20 protein-coding genes are annotated in these 19,287 nt (G+C 57.3%); 18 read left to right on the top strand and 2 right to left on the bottom strand.

The features are described 5' to 3' along the window. Positions 1 to 145: 145 nt before the first annotated feature. Complete coding sequence (metK, locus tag VMV64_RS14535) at positions 146 to 1,312, bottom strand: methionine adenosyltransferase (RefSeq protein ID WP_325331600.1); 1,167 nt, start codon at positions 1,310 to 1,312, stop codon at positions 146 to 148. Between the two features lie 330 nt (positions 1,313 to 1,642). On the opposite strand from metK, the gene VMV64_RS14530 reads away from it, so the two are divergent. The 17 genes from VMV64_RS14530 to VMV64_RS14450 all read left to right on the top strand — a co-directional run bounded on the left by VMV64_RS14530 (position 1,643) and on the right by VMV64_RS14450 (position 18,107). Beyond that, the gene (locus VMV64_RS14530; protein ID WP_325331598.1) at positions 1,643 to 2,500 is read left to right on the top strand and encodes a lysophospholipid acyltransferase family protein; all 858 of its coding nucleotides are present in this window, start codon (positions 1,643 to 1,645) and stop codon (positions 2,498 to 2,500) included. 48 nt (positions 2,501 to 2,548) lie between these two features. Next, a complete protein-coding gene (locus tag VMV64_RS14525) occupies positions 2,549 to 3,418 on the top strand; it encodes a lipid A biosynthesis acyltransferase (protein ID WP_325331596.1) in 870 nt (289 codons plus the stop codon). 166 nt (positions 3,419 to 3,584) lie between these two features. Continuing rightward, the gene (locus tag VMV64_RS14520; RefSeq protein WP_325331594.1) at positions 3,585 to 4,244 is read left to right on the top strand and encodes a class I SAM-dependent methyltransferase; all 660 of its coding nucleotides are present in this window, start codon (positions 3,585 to 3,587) and stop codon (positions 4,242 to 4,244) included. After that, positions 4,241 to 4,657, top strand: coding sequence for a CoA-binding protein (locus VMV64_RS14515; RefSeq protein ID WP_325331593.1), 417 nt, complete (start codon positions 4,241 to 4,243; stop codon positions 4,655 to 4,657). The genes VMV64_RS14520 and VMV64_RS14515 overlap by 4 nt, the downstream gene beginning before the upstream one ends. 102 nt (positions 4,658 to 4,759) lie before the next feature. Next, positions 4,760 to 5,590, top strand: coding sequence for a diaminopimelate epimerase (dapF, locus tag VMV64_RS14510; RefSeq protein ID WP_325331591.1), 831 nt, complete (start codon positions 4,760 to 4,762; stop codon positions 5,588 to 5,590). Between the two features lie 19 nt (positions 5,591 to 5,609). Beyond that, positions 5,610 to 6,257, top strand: coding sequence for a DUF484 family protein (locus VMV64_RS14505; protein WP_325331589.1), 648 nt, complete (start codon positions 5,610 to 5,612; stop codon positions 6,255 to 6,257). A gap of 184 nt (positions 6,258 to 6,441) precedes the next feature. Then, positions 6,442 to 7,335: a tyrosine recombinase XerC gene (gene xerC, locus VMV64_RS14500; RefSeq protein ID WP_325331587.1), complete on the top strand. Its 894-nt coding sequence runs from the start codon at positions 6,442 to 6,444 to the stop codon at positions 7,333 to 7,335. Positions 7,336 to 7,404: 69 nt separating this feature from the next. After that, positions 7,405 to 8,052, top strand: a complete 648-nt coding sequence (locus VMV64_RS14495; protein ID WP_325331585.1) for an Eco29kI family restriction endonuclease — start codon at positions 7,405 to 7,407, stop codon at positions 8,050 to 8,052. Then, entirely contained in the window at positions 8,049 to 9,230 is a 1,182-nt protein-coding gene (locus VMV64_RS14490; RefSeq protein WP_325331583.1) for a DNA cytosine methyltransferase, read from the top strand. The genes VMV64_RS14495 and VMV64_RS14490 overlap by 4 nt, the downstream gene beginning before the upstream one ends. A gap of 12 nt (positions 9,231 to 9,242) precedes the next feature. Continuing rightward, complete coding sequence (locus tag VMV64_RS14485; RefSeq protein WP_325331581.1) at positions 9,243 to 10,274, top strand: DNA cytosine methyltransferase; 1,032 nt, start codon at positions 9,243 to 9,245, stop codon at positions 10,272 to 10,274. A 44-nt stretch (positions 10,275 to 10,318) separates the two neighbouring features. Continuing rightward, positions 10,319 to 12,322, top strand: coding sequence for a BbrUII/HgiDII family restriction enzyme (locus VMV64_RS14480; protein ID WP_325331579.1), 2,004 nt, complete (start codon positions 10,319 to 10,321; stop codon positions 12,320 to 12,322). Next, the gene (locus tag VMV64_RS14475; protein ID WP_325331577.1) at positions 12,322 to 13,050 is read left to right on the top strand and encodes a hypothetical protein; all 729 of its coding nucleotides are present in this window, start codon (positions 12,322 to 12,324) and stop codon (positions 13,048 to 13,050) included. The genes VMV64_RS14480 and VMV64_RS14475 overlap by 1 nt, the downstream gene beginning before the upstream one ends. Positions 13,051 to 13,157: 107 nt before the next feature. Continuing rightward, positions 13,158 to 13,472 carry a hypothetical protein gene (locus VMV64_RS14470; protein WP_325331575.1) on the top strand — a complete coding sequence of 105 codons (315 nt, stop codon included), beginning with the start codon at positions 13,158 to 13,160 and terminating at the stop codon, positions 13,470 to 13,472. 66 nt (positions 13,473 to 13,538) lie between these two features. Then, positions 13,539 to 14,930 (top strand): TonB-dependent receptor, encoded by a 1,392-nt coding sequence (locus VMV64_RS14465; protein WP_325331573.1) that lies wholly within the window; start codon positions 13,539 to 13,541, stop codon positions 14,928 to 14,930. A gap of 11 nt (positions 14,931 to 14,941) precedes the next feature. Next, the gene (locus VMV64_RS14460; protein ID WP_325331571.1) at positions 14,942 to 15,853 is read left to right on the top strand and encodes a metal ABC transporter substrate-binding protein; all 912 of its coding nucleotides are present in this window, start codon (positions 14,942 to 14,944) and stop codon (positions 15,851 to 15,853) included. Positions 15,854 to 16,056: 203 nt separating this feature from the next. Further along, complete coding sequence (locus VMV64_RS14455) at positions 16,057 to 16,830, top strand: metal ABC transporter permease (RefSeq protein WP_325331569.1); 774 nt, start codon at positions 16,057 to 16,059, stop codon at positions 16,828 to 16,830. 266 nt (positions 16,831 to 17,096) lie between these two features. Next, on the top strand, positions 17,097 to 18,107 hold the full coding sequence (locus VMV64_RS14450; protein WP_325331567.1) for an STAS domain-containing protein: 1,011 nt from the start codon (positions 17,097 to 17,099) through the stop codon (positions 18,105 to 18,107). Between the two features lie 33 nt (positions 18,108 to 18,140). Here VMV64_RS14450 and VMV64_RS14445 read toward each other — a convergent pair whose 3' ends face one another. Continuing rightward, positions 18,141 to 18,656 (bottom strand): phosphate-starvation-inducible PsiE family protein, encoded by a 516-nt coding sequence (locus VMV64_RS14445; protein ID WP_325331565.1) that lies wholly within the window; start codon positions 18,654 to 18,656, stop codon positions 18,141 to 18,143. Between the two features lie 88 nt (positions 18,657 to 18,744). On the opposite strand from VMV64_RS14445, the gene hslV reads away from it, so the two are divergent. Then, entirely contained in the window at positions 18,745 to 19,281 is a 537-nt protein-coding gene (hslV, locus tag VMV64_RS14440; protein ID WP_325331563.1) for an ATP-dependent protease subunit HslV, read from the top strand. Positions 19,282 to 19,287 lie beyond the last annotated feature (6 nt).

Here is a 19,287-nt window from a genome sequence, read left to right as displayed (position 1 = left end):
ACAACCCGGCGTCGGCCTTAAGCGCTTCCGCCTTGTCGGTGGTTTGCCTCCGGCCGGCGCTTTGCGCCTTAACGCAAGCTTCGCGTGCGTTAGCCTGCGGCTGAAACAAGAACAAATGCGCCTTCGGCACGACTGTTCGCTTTGCTCACAGCCCCGCATCCGCCCGCAGGGCGTCTGCTTTGTCCGTGTTTTCCCAGGTAAACTCCGGCTCTTCCCGGCCGAAGTGGCCGTAAGCGGCGGTCTTGGCATAAATCGGCCGCAGCAGGTCGAGCGACTGGATGATGGCGCGCGGACGCAGGTCGAAGTGGGCTTCGATCAGCTTGACGATTTTTTCGTCGGCGATCTTGCCGGTACCGAAGGTGTTGACCATCATGCTCACCGGCTTGGCGACGCCGATGGCGTAAGCGATTTGCACTTCGCATTTCGAGGCCAGGCCTGCGGCGACGATGTTCTTCGCGACATAGCGGCCGGCGTAGGCAGCGGAACGGTCGACCTTGGACGGGTCCTTGCCGGAGAAGGCGCCGCCGCCGTGGTGCGCGGCACCGCCGTAGGTGTCGACGATGATCTTGCGGCCGGTCAGGCCGCAGTCGCCCATCGGGCCGCCGACGACGAAGCGGCCGGTGGGGTTGATCAGGTAGCGGATGTCGCCGGCGCGCATGCTTTCCGGGATGATCGGCTTGACGATTTCCTCGATCACCGCTTCGGACAGTTCGGCGTGGGAAATGTCGGGGTGGTGCTGGGTGGAGATCACCACGGTGTCGACATGTGCCGGTTTGCCATTTACATAACGGATGGTGACCTGGGACTTGGCGTCGGGGCGCAGCCAGGGCAGGCGGCCGTCCTTGCGCAGTTCGGCCTGGCGCTGCATCAGCCGATGCGCGTAATGGATCGGCATCGGCATCAGCTGCGGGGTTTCGTCGCAGGCGTAGCCGAACATCAGGCCCTGGTCGCCGGCGCCCTGGTCCATCTCTTCTTCCGGGGAGCGGTTCACGCCCTGCGCGATGTCGGGCGACTGCCGGTTGATCGCGGTGAGCACGGCGCAGGTAAAGTAGTCGAAGCCGATTTCCGAGCTGTTGTAGCCGATGCGCTTGACGGCTTCGCGCGCGACGTCGATGTAGTTGACCGACGCATGAGTGGTGATTTCGCCGGAAATAACGACCAGTCCGGTGCTGACCAGCGTTTCGCAGGCTACCCGTGCCTTGGGGTCATGCGCTAGAATGGCGTCGAGGACGGAATCGGAGATCTGGTCGGCGACTTTGTCGGGATGGCCTTCGGAAACGGATTCGGAAGTAAAGAGGTGTTCGTGTAACATTTCTGCTCCTTGGATATCTAGGTGTTTCCCCGTAATGCGCTGGCGAAGCCGGCTCTGGGGTAAGAAGCAGACGACGCTTTAGCCGTATTTATATCCCGCCCGCAAGTTGTCTTTAACACGGCGGCGCAGTAATTCTATTTTTTAAAAGGTTTTTAGTCAAACCTCAGGGCTCGTTAATGGATAACTTGGACAATTATGGGTGTGCTGGCGGGATGCGATGCAAGGCGCATGGCGCGCCGCATGGCCATTCCCTGCAAGCGACCGGCAACGCAGCAGCGCGCCCGCCAGTGCAGCCAGAATGTTCAAGTTATCCATTAACGAGCCCTTAGGATGATGGCCACCCTGCTTCGCGTCCTTGCTTATCTGCCGCTCTGGCTGCTGCACTTTCTGGGTGCGGCGGCGGGCTGGGCGACCTATCTGGGTTCGCGGCGCTATGCCGCGAGGATGCGGGAAAATCTGACGGCCAGCGGGGTGTGCGCGCCGGGCCGATGCGGCGGACTGCTGCGCCGGGTGGTGGCCGAAGCGGGCAAGAGTGTGCTGGAACTGCCTGCCATCTGGCTGCGCCCGGAACGGCAGGCATTGCAGTTGTTGAAGCAGTGCCATGGCTGGGAGCATGTCGAGGCGGCGCTTGCGCGTGGCAAAGGACTGATTTTTCTGACGCCGCACATGGGGTGTTTCGAGATCACCAGCCTGTATTACGCCGCCCGCCACCCGATCACCGTGCTTTACCGCCCGCCGCGGTTGCACTGGCTGCAGCCGTTGATGGAGGCCGGGCGCAAGCGTGGACAGGTCACTCTCGCGCCGACCGATGTTGGCGGCGTGCGCGCGTTGTTCAGGGCGCTGCGGCGGGGCGAGGCGATCGGCATCCTGCCCGACCAGGTGCCGGGCCAAGGCGAAGGGGTGTGGGTGGATTTTCTCGGGCGCCCCGCCTATACCATGACGCTGGCGCCGCGTCTGGCCCGTTCCACCGGCGCCGCGATCGTTTTTGCCTACGCCGAGCGCCTGCCTCATGGGGCGGGCTACGAGTTATGGCTGGAAGCGCTATCCGAAGACTTGCCCGAAGATCCCGCCGCGGCTGCAGAGGTGATAAACCGAGCGGTGGAAGGGTTGATCCGTAAAAAACCCGAGCAGTACTTGTGGAGCTATAACCGCTATAAAGTGCCCAAGGGCGCGATGAGTAATGAGTAAGCCGTCTCCATTCATCATCGATCACCCATTACCCATTACTGATTTGCAATGGCTCGCTTAGGCATCTTCCTCATCTGGCTGCTGCATTTCCTGCCGCTAGTCGTGCTCGCGCGTTTCGGCGCGGGTTTCGGTTTTCTGCTCTACGCCTTTGGGAGCGAACGCCGGCGGGTGGCGCGCATCAACCTGCGGCTGTGCTTTCCGGAGATGGCCGATGGAGAAAGGGAACGGCTGGTGCGGCGCCATTTTCGCGCCTTCGGCCGGAGCGTGCTGGAGCGCGGCATTCTGTGGTGGTCTTCAAAGTCGCGCATCCAGAAGTTGATCCGCATCGAAGGACTGGAGCACTGGCAGGCAGTGGCCGACAAGCCGGTGATCTGGCTCGCCCCCCACTTTGTCGGTCTGGACATGGGCGGAGTCAGGCTGACCACGGACTACCCCCTGGTTTCGATGTACAGCCGGCAGAAAAATCCGTTGTTCGACGCCCTGCTGCTACACTCCCGCACCCGATTCGGCAATTCTCCGATGGCATCGCGCCAGGACGGGCTCAAGCCGGTGGTGCGGGCAATGCGCAAGGGCTTTCCGTTCTATTACCTGCCGGACATGGATTTCGGCGCGCGCGACGCGGTATTCGTGCCGTTCTTCGGCGTGCCCGCCGCCACCATCACCGGCCTGTCGCGCGTGGCGAAAATCACCGGTGCCGCGGTGGTGCCCTGCGTCACCCGCCAGCTTCCCGGCGGTGCCGGCTATGTGCTGAAATTCTATCCCGCCTGGGAGTCTTTCCCGGGCGAGGATGTCGAAAGCGATACCCGCCGCATGAACGCCTTCATCGAGGAGCGAGTGAGGGAAATGCCGGAGCAGTATTTCTGGCTGCACAAGCGTTTCAAGAGCCGCCCGCCGGGAGAAAAGAAATTTTACCCATGAGTCTGAAAGGCGCTTACCGCAGAGGACGCGGAGGACGCAGAGGTAAAACAAGGTATTGCCAGGTTATGCTGAGCTGCCCATTGGGTGGGTGCGTTTCTTACTTCAAGCTTTTGAATTCCTCTGCGTCCTCCGCGTCCCCTGCGGTTCGATTGCTTTGAGAGAAATTATGGAACGCATTCCCGAACCCGATCTGATGGACGACCCCGAGCAGGCTGAAGCCTATGCCAGTGCGGATTTTTCCGAGCCGCACAATGCCTTCGTCGCCCATTTCCGCCGTCTTTTTCGCGACTTCGCCGCCGGGCGCGTGCTCGACCTGGGATGCGGACCGGCGGATGTCGGCATCCGCTTCTGCAAGGCATACCCGGATGCGATCCTGACCGGCGTGGACGGCTCCGCTGCCATGCTGCAACGCGGATTCGCGGCGGTGCGCGAAGCTGGCATGGCTGAACGCCTGCAGCTGGTGCAGAGTTATCTGCCGGATGAGAGTCTGGCTGCGCTGCAGTTCGATGCCGTGATCAGCAATAGCCTGCTGCATCATCTCGACGATCCGGCGGTGCTGTGGGAAACTGTAAGACAGACGGCAAGGCCCGGCGCGCCCGTGCTGATCATGGATTTGATGCGGCCGGCTTCGTTCGCCGAGGCGGGGCAGCTTGCCGGGCGTTATGCCGCCGACGCACCGCCGGTGCTGCGCCGGGATTTCCACAATTCCTTGCTGGCGGCCTATCGTCAGGATGAAGTGCGAGCGCAGCTGTATAACGCCAGCTTATTCGGTTTCCGCGTGGAAGCGGTGAGTAACCGCCATTTGCTGATATGGGGGAATTTGTGAGTTTCCAGAATCCGGACGATGCGGAGCTTCGCGTCCTCCTGAAAAAAATCAAGAATATCGCCGTGCTCGGGCTGTCGCCCAAGCCGGATCGCCCGAGCTATTGCGTGGCGAAGGCGATGCAGGGCTTCGGCTTCAACATCATCCCGGTGCGCCCCGCCACCGCCGAGGTTCTGGGGCGGAAGGCCTACGCGTCCTTGCGCGAGATCCCGGGCCCGGTCGATCTGGTGGACGTGTTTCGTGCCGCGGAACATCTGGACGCTATTGTTGACGAATGTATTGCCTTACAATTGCCGGCAATCTGGATCCAGGAAGGCATCGTCAACGAGGCCGCTGCTGAACGGGCTCGCGCCGCCGGCATGACGGTGGTGATGGATCGCTGCATCTACAAGGATTACGTGGCTTTATGTCAATGAAAGTGAATTTTTTAACCGCAGAGGCGCAGAGGCGCGGAGAAAACCAACTCGCACAAAAACTCTGCGCCTCTGCGCCTCTGCGGTGGATATTGGGTTGCTGCCATGCGGCTTAAGTTCACCAAAATGCACGGCTTGGGCAACGATTTCGTGGTGTTCGACGCGATTTCGCAAAGCGTGAATTTGAGCCCGGCCCAGTTCCAGTTCATCGCCGATCGCCATTTCGGCATCGGTTGCGACCAGATCTTGCTGGTGGAACGCGCCACCCGGCCCGATGCGGATTTCCGCTACCGCATCTTCAACGCCGACGGCGGCGAGGTCGAGCAGTGCGGCAACGGCGCGCGCTGCTTCGTGCGCTTCGTGCACGACAAAGGGCTGAGCCCGAAAACCGAGATTCGCGTGGAAACGGCTTCCGGCATCATTGTGCCGCGTCTCGAGCCGAACGGCCAGGTGACGGTGAACATGGGCGTGCCGCGCTTCGAGCCGGCGGAGATCCCGTTCCTCGCGGAAAAACGTGCGCTGACCTATTTACTTGGCCTGGAAGGTAAGCTCGCCGAAGTCAGCGTACTGTCCATGGGCAACCCTCATGCGGTACAGTGGGTGGAAGATGCGGACAGCGCGCCGGTTGCCATGGAGGGGCCGCAGATCGAAAGCCACCCGAGCTTTCCTGCACGGGTTAACGCGGGCTTCATGCAGGTGCTCGACCGCAACCGCATCAAGCTGCGGGTTTACGAGCGTGGCGCCGGCGAAACCCTGGCCTGCGGCACCGGTGCCTGTGCCGCAGCGGTGGCGGGGATCATGCGCGGATTGCTGGATGACGAGGTGCGGGTGACAACCCGGGGCGGTGAGTTGATCATCCGCTGGGAAGGAGAGGGGCAACCGGTCAGGATGACCGGCCCGGCGGTGACGGTGTTCGAAGGCGAAATAAATTTGTGAACAAGGGGAGAAAAAAAGCATGAATTCGGAAGCGGTCGCGCTGTATTTGCAGGAAAATCCGGAGTTCTTCGAGCAACATTCCGCGCTGCTGGCGGAAGTATTTATCCCCCACCCCCACGGGGGCCGGGCGATATCCATCGCCGAGCGCCAGCAGCTGGCGCTGCGCGACAAGAACCGGCTGCTGGAAACCAAGCTGCGGGAGTTGATCCAGTTCGGCGAGGAAAATGACGCCATCAGCGAAAAAATGCACCGCCTCAGCCTGTCGCTGCTCGGTGCGCGCGATCTGGACAGTGCACTGAACACCGCTTATTTCAATCTGCGTGAGGATTTCGACGTGCCTCACGTGGCGATTCGTATCTGGGCCGGCGCGGATCTGCCGGCACGACCGGAGTTCATAGGGGCGACGATCGAGATGTGCGCCTTCGCCGACGAGCTGATCACGCCGAAATGCGGTCCGCAGTTGCTTGAGGAGGCGCCTTCCTGGTTCGGCGAGGCCGGCCCGAACCTGCGCTCCTTCGCCTACGTGGCGCTGCGCTCGGAACAGTCGTTCGGCCTGCTGGCCCTGGCCAGCGAAGATGCGCAGCGCTTCTACCCGGAGATGGGCACGCTCTACCTGAAGCGCCTGGGTGAACTGGTCAGTGCGGCATTGCTGCGCTATCTGAAATAGAGCTATCAGCCATGTAGGTTGGGTTAGGCGCGGCTTTTTGCGCCGTAACCCGACAAACCCAATTTTCCTTCTAAATGTTGGTTTTGAAGTCGCCTAGAGGCGCCTACTTTTGGTTGGGTTTGTTGGGTTACGCGATAAAGCCGCTAACCCAACCTACATGACTCACCTCGCCATCGATAATCCCATGAGCTCAGGCGCGACTTATCTGCAAGCTTTTCTCGGCCATCTCGCCAGCGAGCGCCGCCTGTCTCCCCTGACCTGCACCAGCTACGGCCGCGACGTGACCGAGCTGCTGAGGCTGGCGGGCGAGACCCCCCTCGATCAGCTGCAAGTCCACCAGATTCGGCGCTTCGTCGCGCAATTGCATGGCCGCGGCCTGGGCGGCAAAACGCTGGCGCGCATGCTCTCCGCCTGGCGGGGTTTCTACGGTTACCTTGCCCGCGACCACGGGTTTACCAGCAATCCCTGTGCCGGACTGCGCGCCCCGAAATCCGTCAAAGCCTTGCCGCAGGCGCTGTCGCCGGACGAGGCGGTGCGCCTGATGGAAATCCCCGCGGATGGCGACCCCCTTGCCCTGCGCGACAAGGCGATGTTCGAGCTGTTCTATTCCTCCGGCCTGCGCCTCTCCGAACTCGTCAATCTGCCGCTAAGTCAGATCGATCTCGCCGCCGGCATGGTGCGCGTCACCGGCAAGGGCGGCAAGACCCGTGAAGTGCCGGTGGGCCGTTTCGCTCTGGAGGCAGTGCGGAACTGGCTGCCGGAGCGGGAAAAGCTCGCCAAGCCCGAAGAATATACATTGTTCGTCGGCAGGAACGGCACTCGCCTGACGCCGCGCGCCGTGCAGTACCGCGTCAAGCAATGGGCTCTCAAACTGGGCATTTCGGCGGAAGTGCATCCGCACGTGTTGCGTCATTCCTTTGCCAGCCATGTGCTGCAGTCCAGCGGCGACCTGCGCGCGGTGCAGGAAATGCTCGGCCATGCGAACATTTCGACGACGCAGGTGTACACGCATCTGGATTTTCAGCATCTGGCAAAAGTTTATGACGCAGCGCATCCACGGGCCAAGAAGAAACCTTGAGTTGGGGTGGTATTTGCCACCCCAACATGAGAAAATTCAAACTGATAAGCCCATGCGCATTGCTCATTCATGAAATCAAAAGCTTTCGACAGAAGTGAACACGTATACAAAAACGACGCTTTTGCCGAGCTAGTCAAAGACGCTATCAGGTTCTTTAACGGCACTCCCGTACACACGCTGCCCCCGCCAGAGTCTTTCCTTGGCACAGGGGTTTACGCTATCTATTACACCGGCAAAAACCCGGCATACAAAAAATATGCGGAGCTGAATCGACTGTCTTACAGTTATCCAATCTATGTTGGCAAGGCTGTACCAAAGGGTTGGCGGCAGGCGCGAGTTTCCGATAACCAGCTCAGTCAATCCAAAGAGTTAATCAGCCGCCTTCGAGAACATGGTCGAAGCATCAATATTGTTCAAGGACTGGAGCTTCAAGACTTCATGTGCCGGTTCGTTATTTTTGAGGATGCCAGCTCAGACATGATTAGCACCATCGAAGCCGCGCTAATCAAATTGAATATGCCGCTCTGGAATACTGCCGTGGATGGCTTCGGAAACCACGACCCCGGTAGCGGGCGATATGAGCAAGCAAAATCAGGGTGGGATGTTATTCATCCGGGTCGAACTTGGGCAGAAAAATGCAACGGCGCTCATGCCGAAGAAAGCACCATCCTTTCCAGAATCAAAAATCACCTCAAAAATATCGAGCGCAAGCCATGAAGTCACTAGAGATATTTTCTGGGGCTGGTGGATTGGCCAAGGGGCTGGAGCTTGCTGGTTTTCAACATTCCGCGTTTGTGGAATTTAATAAACATGCCTGCTCGTCACTCTATGAAAACTTTGATGCGGGGAAAGTTTTCTTTGGCGATATTAAAGATTTTGACCTTGATGCCTTGGGCGATGTTGATGTCGTGGCGGGTGGCCCGCCTTGCCAACCCTTTTCATTGGGTGGCAAACATAGAGCGGATCAAGATAGCCGCGACATGTTCCCCTATGCAATTCGGGCGATTGAACAACTAACTCCCAAAGCTTTTATATTTGAGAACGTCAAAGGCTTGCTCAGAGCATCGTTTGCGGATTATTTCGAATACATAATCCTGCGACTTACCTACCCCGGATTTATTGCAAAACATGATGCAGACTGGAAGGATCATTTATCTGACCTTCGCAGCATTGGGCAGCTTACCTATGCCGGAACAAAATACGACGTTTCATTCAAGTTAATAAATGCAGCAAATTATGGTGTCCCACAAACGCGGGAACGGGTTGTTATCGTGGGCATAAGAGCTGACTTAGAGGTGTCCTGGTCGTTTCCCGAAGAAACACATTCCGAAGACAGGCTGCTTTGGGAAATGTATGTTTCAGGTGAATATTGGGAACGTCACAACGTGCCGAAATCAAAAAGATCGCCGATAACCGAGCTTCTGCAAGAGAAGGTGATTCGTTTAAAAGATAAGTACGGCATGTTCGAGCCAGAGTGTGTGCCATGGCGCACGGTCAGGGATGCGCTGCAAGGCATCCCTGATCCAGAAACTCAACATGGCATTGAAGACCATGTTTTCCATGACGGTGCGCGTACCTATCCCGGCCACACGGGCAGCGATATCGACTGGCCTGCAAAAACCATCAAGGCGGGAGGCCACGGAGTTCCTGGCGGAGAAAACATGATTCGCTATCCGGATGGCGGCGTCCGTTATTTTACAGTGTGCGAGGCAAAGCGAATTCAGACATTCCCGGATAACTTTGTCATAAAAGGCGCTTGGGGCGAAGCGATGCGCCAGATAGGGAACGCGGTTCCTGTGTTGCTGGGCGAAATGATAGGTCGTGAGCTGGCGAGCCAATTGATCGTGTGTAATGAGTCTATTGATGCGAGACAGGCGAACCGGGCAAGGCTTTAATTAGAGGGCATAGTGGCTAAAATTTCTTGTGTTGATTTGTTCTGCGGTGCGGGTGGTTTGACGCACGGCTTCGTTTTGGAAGGGTTGCCTGTGGTGGCTGGCATTGATATGGATCCCGCATGCCGCTTCCCCTACGAGACCAACAATCAAGCGCGGTTCATTGAACGAGATATCAGCACGGTCACCAAAGAAGAGTTGTCGTCTCTCTTTGGTGATGCTGATGTAAAAGTGTTAGCGGGTTGTGCACCATGCCAACCTTTTTCTACTTACGCCCATAGATACTCTCTTGATGGTGACGGGAAATGGGGGCTTTTATATGAATTCGCTAGACTTGCCGAGGCAACAAATCCCGATATCATCACTATGGAAAACGTACCTACTGTTGCAAAGCATGCGGTTTTCCACGACTTTGTCGATACGCTAAGAAGACTCAATTATCACGTTTGGTATGGCGTCGTTAACAGCTCTTTATATGGAGTGCCACAAGCACGGCGACGTATGGTTCTTTTGGCTTCCAAGCTTGGGGAAATTGAGATCATTCCGCCTACGCATGACAAACCCAGAACGGTGCGTGAAGCTATAGGAGGTTTGAGCACCCTAAAAGCTGGAGAATCCGCACCCCTAGATAAATTACATGTTGCGTCGTCATTGTCTGAAAAAAATCTCCAACGCATCAGGGTGTCGATACCGGGGGGAACTTGGCGTGACTGGCCAAAACACCTCGTGGTTAATTGTCATCGCGAAAGCAGCGGTCAAACTTATCCTAGCGTTTATGGACGAATGGAATGGGACAAGCCAGCACCGACAATGACAACTCAATGCTTTGGTTTTGGTAATGGGCGATTCGGGCATCCAGATCAAGATCGCGCGATTTCCTTACGCGAGGCGGCTATTCTGCAAAGCTTTCCTCCTGGCTATGCATTCATCCCTGAGGGGAGCGAAGTGCATTTGAGGGTGCTAGGCCGCTTAATTGGCAATGCCGTCCCTGTGGATCTCGGTCGTGCCATCGCTCGCAGCATCAATCGCCACCTTGCCGCACAATAAGTGTATCGACTCGATCATCCGCAAATAAAATCACTGGGGGCAACGTGGGGAAAAACAACTTTGTATTTCAGGTCGACGTTAACGTCATAAACCATCTTGGTGTTGGACTCTACAGTTCTACACCTGCAGCCCTTACAGAACTCGTTGCGAACGCATGGGATGCCGATGCAAACGAGGTTCGGATCACTGTTGACCCGGTCAAAAGAAGTATTGTGATTGAGGATGATGGTCACGGAATGTCTGCAGCCGACATCAATAGCAAGTTTTTAAAGGTTGGGTATTCTAGGCGCCAGCAACCCAAGGGGTTTTTCAGCGACTCTGGCAAACGTCGCGTGATGGGACGGAAAGGCATTGGCAAGCTCGCCATGTTTGCATTGGCAAACGAAGTGAAAATCTCTTCTCAATCATCTGGGTTTGATGCAGTCGGCTTAACGGTAAATGTCCCCGAGTTTAAGAAAACCATTGAAGAAAATAAATCGCATCCGCTTGATGAGTTTGAGCCTAAGGAATTCAAGAATAAAAAGGGAACACGGATAGAGTTGCTGCAAGTTCTCACAGGTCTTAAGACAACTGAAGATTATCTTCGAGTCAAGTTGGCTCGCCGTTTCAGCGTGCTAGACGAGGCGCATGAATTCAAGGTATTTCTCAATGAGAAGGAAATCAAAAAAGAGGATCGAGGGTTCTATCAGCATGTGCAGTTATTGTGGGTTTTTGACGATGCAACGAGCAACGAAGTTCAGTCTATGGCAAAGAACCTCGCTCAGCTACCAAAGGTTGTAACTGATGGAAAAAATCCTGAGCCATGCATCGCTATATTGCCCAATGTGGTGGTATGCGATTCAGCAGAATTTGAGGTGTCAGGTTATATTGCAAGCGTCCTCTTGCCTAGGCATCTTGGTTCAAAAGAAGATAGTGCAAATATGGTGTCCATATTTGCTAATGGTCGAGTTTTTGCGGAAGACGTGTTAACAGAAGCGAACAGCGCAAAATACTATCAGAGCTATTTGGTTGGTGAGCTACACGCCGACTTTCTTGATGACGACAACGTAGACCGTGCTACAGCAAGCCGTGAAGCAATTAAGAAAGATGATCCAAAATATCAGGCATTAATTGCATTTATACGTACCACCTTGGATTCAATTGGTGACCAGTGGGACGATTGGCGTACTGAACTAGGGCTTGATAAGGCTGAACCACAAAATGCGGCAGTGCTCGAATGGATTGATTCGCTTGCCGACAAGCGTGACCAAAAGGCCGCGATGAAACTTATGACATCCATCAAGAATGCTGTGGTGCACCCTGATGATGCAAAAAATGATGCGGCAAAACGCGTCCTCTATCGCGGCGCAATTATTGGTTTCGAAAAACTTAGGCTCAATAATCAGCTCGACAAATTGGCTGCTGTGACAGACATATTGGGCGCTGAATTTGCTGCCATTTTTTCGAGCTTGGATCACGTTGAGGAGTCTGCCTATGCCGAAATTACCCGTCAGAGATTGGCAATCGTTAAAAAGTTTGCTGAGATTTCCAACGATCCCTCAGCGCTGGAAAAGGTCGCGCAGCAGTATCTTTTTGACCATTTATGGTTGCTTGACCCGACATGGGATCGTGTCACATCACGGGTTGAAATGGAAAAGACTTTAACTGACTATCTTAAAAAAACCCATCCTGATTCGACAGGCGCGCGCCTGGATATTACATACCGTGCGAGTTCTGGTAGGCATATTGTCGTCGAGCTAAAGAAGCCGACGCAGACTTCACTTGATTACTTTGTTTTAAGTAAGCAGGTTTCAAAATACAAGAATGCCATTGAATCGTATTACAAGGATAAGGAGCCAAACAAACCAGTGCCTCCGCTGGACATTTATCTTCTGGTTGCCAAGGCACCAACTGGCTTTGACGAGTCGATGCGTCAGGCACTGGCAGCTTTTAACGGGCGCTTGATTACCTATTCCCAGTTGATAAATGATGCCAAGAATTCGTATCAGCAATATTTGAATGTCACAAATATAACGGGGCCTCTGGAAACAATATTAAAGAAACTCTGATGTCGGCTGTTTATCCATTACGTCCCAAGGTGCCCGTGGCTTCTCAGAAATATCCTTCAACTGTTTTGGACGTTGCAGCAGCGCTGAAAAAGCGCTACCACGACTTCAATCACTACAACCTCAAGGAGCCTCTGGATGAGTTGCTGTTCATTATTTGCAGCACCAAAACTGGCGAAGCGAGCTACCGCAACACCTTCCGGTCGCTGAAAGAAACCTTCCCCACCCACCTGCGAATTGCCGAAGCGCCTGCCGAATATATTGCACAGCCTATCGTCAGCGGTGGGCTGTCGAATCAGAAGGCAAAGGCGATCCGCAATCTTTTCGATGTCATCATGGCAAAATTCGGCGAGCCAACCCTGAAGCCATTGCGCAAGATGTGCGACAGGGATGCTGAAGCTTTCTTGTTGTCATTGCCAGGAGTGGGGAAAAAAGTTGCTCGTTGCGTTTTGATGTATTCGCTGGGCAGGCAGGTTTTCCCTGTGGATACGCATTGCTGGCGAATCGCCAGGCGTCTTGGCTGGGTCAGGCCGACACAAAAAGACAAGCACTGCGCGCCGCGAGATATGGATCGCCTGCAATCCAAAATCCCACTCGAGCTTCGTTACTCTTTACACGTGAATATGATTTCTCTTGGGCGCGAGACTTGCACCCCGACCGCCCCCCGGTGCGATGAATGTCCAATATCAGCTTGGTGCCCCAAAATTGGCGTGGCGCGAATAAGGCAATAAGAAGATAGCGCATAGAGAGTCGCATAACGTTTTGCGTATCACCGCACATTGACGGGCACGAGTCGGAGTTGATTGACAGCCCGATGATTTTTGGCCATATTGAAAAAATGAATTCGCGTCTGCTGTTATCCCTGTGGTTGGCCTTCGCCCTGCTCTTCGCCCAGCAAGGCGCGGCGCTGCACGCTTTATCGCACTTCGCGGACGGCGTGCCGGCACAGGCGCAGCAGGAAAAGCATCTACCCCACTCGCCAGCCTGCGACCAGTGCGTGGCTTATGCCGGCATCGGCAGTGCGGCATTGTCTTCGCCACCGATATTCGCCGCCCAGGAAACGACCGCCGTCCTTGCTGCGGCACTGTTTCTCCTGTTCTTCTCCGCGCCGCTTTATTCCTATCTTTCCCGAGCCCCGCCTCGTCTGAATTAATCATGCCCTGTTCCGGCAGCCGGCCTGAAGCCGGTTGCCGCCGTTGATTTTTTTCACGAGGTCATCATGTCATTCAAACATAAAACCCTTGCGGTGGGCATCGCGCTCGCTCTTGTTGCGCCGCTAAGCGCACAGGCAGCGGACAACGCCGAACTGGCGCAAATCCGCGAGCAGATCAGGCAAATGAAGGAAAGCTACGAAGCGCGCATCCAGTCACTGGAAAAACGCCTGCAACAGGCCGAAAGCACTGCCGGAAACGCGCTGGACAAGGCCGGGAAGGCCGAGGAAAAGGCTGTCCAGGCTGCCGCTGCACCCGCGGCGTTGCCATCGGCGTCCGCCGGCGCCTTCAACCCCGAGGTGTCGCTGATCCTCTCCGGTACTTACGCCAATCTTTCGCAGGACCCGGCCAATTACCGGATCGGCGGCTTCCTGCCTAACGGCGGAGAAATCGGGCCGGGTGCGCGTGGCTTCAACCTGGGCGAATCCGAGCTGGCCATTGCCGCCAACATCGACCCTTACCTGCGCGGCCAGTTCACCCTCGCCGTCACGCCGGAAAACACGGTGGCTGTGGAGGAGGCATTCGTGCAGTCCCTCGGTCTTGGCAACGGCCTTACCGTCAAGGGCGGGCGCTTCCTCTCCGGCGTCGGCTACCTCAACGAGCAGCATGCCCACACCTGGGATTTCACCGATGCCCCGCTCGCCTACCAGGCGTTCTTCGGCGGCCAGTTCAAGGACGAGGGCGTCCAGCTGAAATGGCTGGCGCCGACGGATACCTTCGTCGAACTCGGCGCCGAAGTCGGGCGGGGCAGGAACTTCCCCGCCAGCGACCGCGCCAAGAACGGCTTCGGCTCGGCCACGCTGTTCGCCCATCTCGGCGGCGATGTCGGTGCCAGCCACAGCTGGCGCGCCGGGCTCTCGCTGTTGCGCACGTCGCCGCGCGATCGGGCCTACCGCACCACCGACAATCTGGACACGGCGGTGGACAACAGCTTCAGCGGCGTAAGCCGGCTGGAGATTGCCGACTTCGTGTGGAAATGGGCGCCCGACGGCAACCCGGTCTATACCAACTTCAAGCTGCAGGGCGAATATTTCCGACGCCGCGAAGACGGTGATCTGACCTATGCTGTGAGTACGGCCAATAACACCGACCGCTATGCTTCGTCGCAATCCGGCTGGTACTTGCAGGGCGTCTACCAGTTCATGCCGCGCTGGCGGGTGGGGCTGCGGCGCGACCAACTGGACGGGGGCAGTGTCGATTACGCTTCCAACAGTGCGGTGCTGGGGCAGGCAGCGTTCAACCCGTCGAAGAACAGCCTGATGTTCGACTACAGCCCGAGCGAGTTTTCCCGTTTCCGCCTGCAATTCGCGCAGGACAAGTCCCGTCCTGAAGCGACCGACAACCAGATGTTCCTGCAATACCAGATGAGCCTGGGCGCCCACGGCGCGCACAAGTATTAAGGAGAATTGGCATGAATTCAGCAAAACCGATGAAATGGCTGGCCGGAGGGCTGCTGGCGTTACTGTCCGTCCCCGCCTTCGCCGCCCTCAATATCCTTGCCTGCGAGCCTGAGTGGGGTGCGCTGGCGCAGGAGCTGGGCGGCGACAAGGTGTCCGTGTACAGCGCCACCAACGCCCTGCAGGACCCGCACCGCGTCGAAGCCAAGCCCAGCCTGATGGCGCGCGCCCGTGGCGCCGACCTGCTGGCCTGCACCGGCGCGGAACTGGAGGTCGGCTGGCTGCCTATCCTGCTGCGCCAGACCGGCAATCCGAAAATCCAGCCGGGGCAGCCCGGCTATTTCGAGGCAGCGCATTACGTGCGCATGCTGGAAATCCCCGCCCGCCTCGACCGCGCCGAGGGCGACGTCCATCCCGGCGGCAATCCGCACATCCAGACCGACCCGCGCAACATCGCGCTGGTGGCGGATGCGCTGGCAAAGCGCCTGGCCGAGATCGATGCCGCCAACGCCGATTATTACCGGCAGCGCCATATCCAGTTCGCGGCACGCTGGAAAACGGCCATCGCCAACTGGGAAAAGCTGGCTGCGCCCCTCAGGGGAACCCCTATTGTCGTCCAGCACAAAGGCTTTCCCTATCTGGAGAACTGGCTGGGGCTGAAGCAGGTGGCCGCGCTGGAGCCGAAGCCCGGTGTCGAGCCGAGCAGTGCCTATCTGTCCGGGTTGCTCGGGCAGCTGCAGCGGCAGCCGGCGAAAATGGTGATACGCGCCGCTTACAACGACGCGCGCGCCTCCGAGTGGCTGACGGAGCGGGCGAAAATCCCGGCGGTGGCGCTGCCCTTTACCGTTGGCGGTTCGGAGCAGGCGAAGGATTTGTTCGGGCTGTTCGACGATACGGTGCAGAGGCTGCTGGCGGCGGCTAGATAAAATCGCGTCCTTCGCGGTAAAAAAGGATAAACCTAAAAACCACTACTATCCACGGATGATCACGGATTAACACTGATAAAACAGATGGTTGTGAATAATCCGTTAGTTACCCGAAGGGTGGGTTATACACTTTATGTAACCCGTTGATAATCCGTGTGCATCTGTGTTAATCCGTGGATAAACTGCTTTTTCCAGGATAAATCATGAACTTCGACGCACTCAGTTTTTCCATCCTTTTCCCGGCCTTCCTCGCCGGCCTGCTGGTTCTTGCAACTCACGTGCCGATGGGGATGCAGGTGCTGTCCCGCGGTATCGTGTTCATCGACCTGGCGATTGCCCAGATCGCCACCCTCGGGGTCATCGCGGCGGACCGGCTGGGCTTCGAGCCGGAAGGCTGGGTGGCGCAGGCTGCCGCGGTGGCGGCCGCCCTGCTTGGTGCCCTGCTGCTGACCTGGACGGAAAGGCGCTGGCCGGACGTGCAGGAGGCGCTGATCGGTGTGCTGTTCGTGCTGGCCGCCAGTGGCGGAATGCTGCTGGTGGCCAACAATCCGCACGGCGGCGAACATCTCAGGGATTTGCTGGCAGGCCAGATTTTGTGGGTGAGCTACGCGCAACTGCTGCCGGTGGCCGCCCTGGCAGCCGCCATTCTGGCCCTGTGGTTCGGGCTGCGGGATCGTCTCGGACGATTCGGATTCTACGGCTTGTTCGCTTTCGCCGTCACCACCTCGGTGCAGTTGGTTGGCGTGTACCTGGTGTTCGCCAGCCTGATCGTGCCGGCACTGGCCTGCCGCCTTTATCCGTTCCGCATCCGGTTAGCGGTGGGTTATGTCGTCGCTGCGGCGGGCTACATCTTGGGGCTGGGGCTTTCGGTATTGTTCGACTTGCCTTCCGGCGCAGTGGTGGTGTGGACTTTGGCGCTGGTCGGCATTGCAACCTACAGTTTGGGTCCCGGCTCGTCCAGGAGCCTCGCCAAATAAGCATTCCCCGTATTGCTCATAAAAATGAGCAGTCCTATAATGAATTGATTTCAATATAAACCGGTTGACCCACAGTGGTGTTTTCATTTTTTCGCAAGAACCCGGAAGAGGCGTCGCAGGCTAAGCCTCGCGCGCCTGCTGCCGCCAAGCCCGCTGCCCATTCTCGCCCTCAGGTAACCCCGCCCGCGACCTTGACCGCGCCGCCCCCGCCGCCTCAAACCGAAACGAATACGATTGGGACTGCGGGAGTTGTAGATGCTGCGGAAATGTATTCGGCAGTGGAGGAGGCGGCAATTCTCTATGCCAGCGACCATCCCGATCAAGCCGCCGCGCTGCTGCTGGACTTCGTCAAGAGCTATACCGAAAGCAAAGAAATTCAGCCCTGGATGATGTTGTTCGATATTTACCAGATCCAGGGCAAGAAACCACAGTTTGAAGAGCTTGCGCTGGAGTTCGTGGTTAAATTCGAGCGCAGTGCACCGATCTGGAGTGATGCCAAGGTGTCGGGCGCCAAGACCGAAAACCCCAAACCGGGAGGAGCGGCGGCCGTTGAAGGTTATATTGCCCTTACCGGTATTTTGCAGGGGGACAAGGATTCCCTGTTCCAGAACCTGGAGCAGGTTGCGCAGAAGGGCGCAGGCCTGCGCCTGGACTTTGCCCGTCTGGAGGGGCTGGATGCCTCAGGCAGTCGCCGCCTGGTGGAGACTCTGCAAGGTTTGAAAAAGAGCGGAAAGAAAATTACTCCGATAAGTGTTCCGCACGTAACGGATCTGCTTAAGAGCATGTTCGGGCAGGGTGGCGAGGATGAGCAGGCCCACTGGCAGCTACTGCTCAATCTCTACCAATGCCAGGGAATGCAGGCCGAATTCGAGGATTTGGCGGTGGAGTACGCGATTACTTTCGAGGTGTCCCCGCCATCCTGGGAGGCAATGCCCCAATGCCGGCAGCCAGCTGCGGTGGTGACGGTCAACGCTCCCGATGAACAGCCGCATGACGAGAATACGTTCTACATGAGCGGCGTGATTTCGTCCGCCAGCGGCCCGCAATTACAGGAACTCGCGAACTATGCCGCCTCGCGCAGCGAGGTTTACCTGGATATGAGCGGCGTGCCCCGCGTGGATTTCGTCAGTGTCGGCGATTTCGTCGGCGTACTGGTCAGGTTGAACGGCAGCGGCAAGAAATTGCTGGTCCGTAATGCCAATGAAATGATCCGTGCCCTGTTCGGCGTCATGGGCGTCGATCAGTTCGCCGCCATTCTGAAAAGAAAAATCGGCTGATTCCCGCCGCCCGTCAGGCATCCCCGCATAAACTTATGCCACCCCCGTTTTTTCGGTGCGGCCTGGCGCAGGGAGCGGTAGCGCCTCGGCGTGCATCATCTTCTCCCGCTGAAACACCAGCACCGAGGCGATACGCAGGCTCCCCAGCACGAACAGCAGCGCGCTCAGGGCATAAATTTCCTCGACGGCAATTTTGTGCTCGAACAGCTTGATCATGATTTCCCGCAGCACGAATACGATTCCGGCATCCACGATGAAAGTCATGCGCAGGCGGTGGGCGCTGAAATAGTCCACCAGGGAGCGGGACAGCTCGATCAGGATGAAAAGGGTCAGCACCTCCGAAATGATGAGCATGTACTGGCGAGTGATGTCGTCGTTGATCAGCAGGTTGCCGAGATTGAGAAACAGGCGCGCCACCCCCACTATAATGCCGATGGTGATGAAGATCAGCATGAGCCCGAACACCATGCAGATAACGCGGTCGAACAGGGCAATCATGTCCAGCTTGGCCGTAGCGCGGCACAGTTTGGGGAATAAACTTGTTTTCATACTTTACAGTTTAGCGCAAACAGGTGACAGTATAATGACTGTATTGAACGTTGAATGAGGGCTGACTTAGCCGGTTGAGGGAGAATCCATGGAACAATTTCGCGGCACTACCATTCTTTCTGTGCGACGCGGCAATCAAGTCGCGCTCGGCGGCGACGGGCAGGTGACTCTCGGTAATATCGTGGTCAAGGCCACCGCGCGCAAGGTGCGCCGTATCCACCACGACAAGATTCTGGCCGGGTTTGCCGGCGGCACGGCGGACGCCTTCACCCTGTTCGAGCGTTTCGAGGCCAAGCTCGACAAGCATCAGGGGCATTTGCTGCGCTCCGCCGTGGAACTGGCCAAGGACTGGCGCACCGACCGCATCCTGCGCCGCCTCGAAGCCATGCTGGCGGTGGCCGACCATGAAAGCTCGCTGATCATCACCGGCAACGGCGACGTGCTGGAGCCGGAGTATGGGCTGGTCGCCATCGGCAGCGGCGGCCCTTACGCTCAGAGCGCAGCGCGCGCCTTGCTCGACTACACCGACCTGCCGCCGGCAGAGATCGTCAAGAAAGCGCTGACCATCGCAGCCGATCTGTGCATCTATACTAATCAGAACCATGTGATTGAAGTTCTCGAGTGAGGGGTG

Origin of the sequence: Sulfuricella sp. (assembly GCF_035531155.1) — a bacterium.
In the GTDB taxonomy this organism is placed as follows: Bacteria; Pseudomonadota; Gammaproteobacteria; order Burkholderiales; family Sulfuricellaceae; genus Sulfuricella.
The sequence above is the reverse complement of the archived record's forward strand: the minus strand, read 5'-3'. Positions and strand labels throughout refer to the sequence as shown.

Bases quoted from the DNA above. Each gene is read 5' to 3' on its own strand.
- metK (WP_325331600.1), bottom strand. From the start codon at position 1,312: ATGTTACACGAACACCTCTTTACTTCCGAATCCGTTTCCGAAGGCCAT.
- VMV64_RS14530 (WP_325331598.1), top strand. From the start codon at position 1,643: ATGATGGCCACCCTGCTTCGCGTCCTTGCTTATCTGCCGCTCTGGCTG.
- VMV64_RS14525 (WP_325331596.1), top strand. From the start codon at position 2,549: ATGGCTCGCTTAGGCATCTTCCTCATCTGGCTGCTGCATTTCCTGCCG.
- VMV64_RS14520 (WP_325331594.1), top strand. From the start codon at position 3,585: ATGGAACGCATTCCCGAACCCGATCTGATGGACGACCCCGAGCAGGCT.
- dapF (WP_325331591.1), top strand. From the start codon at position 4,760: ATGCGGCTTAAGTTCACCAAAATGCACGGCTTGGGCAACGATTTCGTG.
- VMV64_RS14505 (WP_325331589.1), top strand. From the start codon at position 5,610: ATGAATTCGGAAGCGGTCGCGCTGTATTTGCAGGAAAATCCGGAGTTC.
- xerC (WP_325331587.1), top strand. From the start codon at position 6,442: ATGAGCTCAGGCGCGACTTATCTGCAAGCTTTTCTCGGCCATCTCGCC.
- VMV64_RS14495 (WP_325331585.1), top strand. From the start codon at position 7,405: ATGAAATCAAAAGCTTTCGACAGAAGTGAACACGTATACAAAAACGAC.
- VMV64_RS14490 (WP_325331583.1), top strand. From the start codon at position 8,049: ATGAAGTCACTAGAGATATTTTCTGGGGCTGGTGGATTGGCCAAGGGG.
- VMV64_RS14475 (WP_325331577.1), top strand. From the start codon at position 12,322: ATGTCGGCTGTTTATCCATTACGTCCCAAGGTGCCCGTGGCTTCTCAG.
- VMV64_RS14470 (WP_325331575.1), top strand. From the start codon at position 13,158: ATGAATTCGCGTCTGCTGTTATCCCTGTGGTTGGCCTTCGCCCTGCTC.
- VMV64_RS14465 (WP_325331573.1), top strand. From the start codon at position 13,539: ATGTCATTCAAACATAAAACCCTTGCGGTGGGCATCGCGCTCGCTCTT.
- VMV64_RS14460 (WP_325331571.1), top strand. From the start codon at position 14,942: ATGAATTCAGCAAAACCGATGAAATGGCTGGCCGGAGGGCTGCTGGCG.
- VMV64_RS14455 (WP_325331569.1), top strand. From the start codon at position 16,057: ATGAACTTCGACGCACTCAGTTTTTCCATCCTTTTCCCGGCCTTCCTC.
- VMV64_RS14450 (WP_325331567.1), top strand. From the start codon at position 17,097: ATGTATTCGGCAGTGGAGGAGGCGGCAATTCTCTATGCCAGCGACCAT.
- VMV64_RS14445 (WP_325331565.1), bottom strand. From the start codon at position 18,656: ATGAAAACAAGTTTATTCCCCAAACTGTGCCGCGCTACGGCCAAGCTG.
- hslV (WP_325331563.1), top strand. From the start codon at position 18,745: ATGGAACAATTTCGCGGCACTACCATTCTTTCTGTGCGACGCGGCAAT.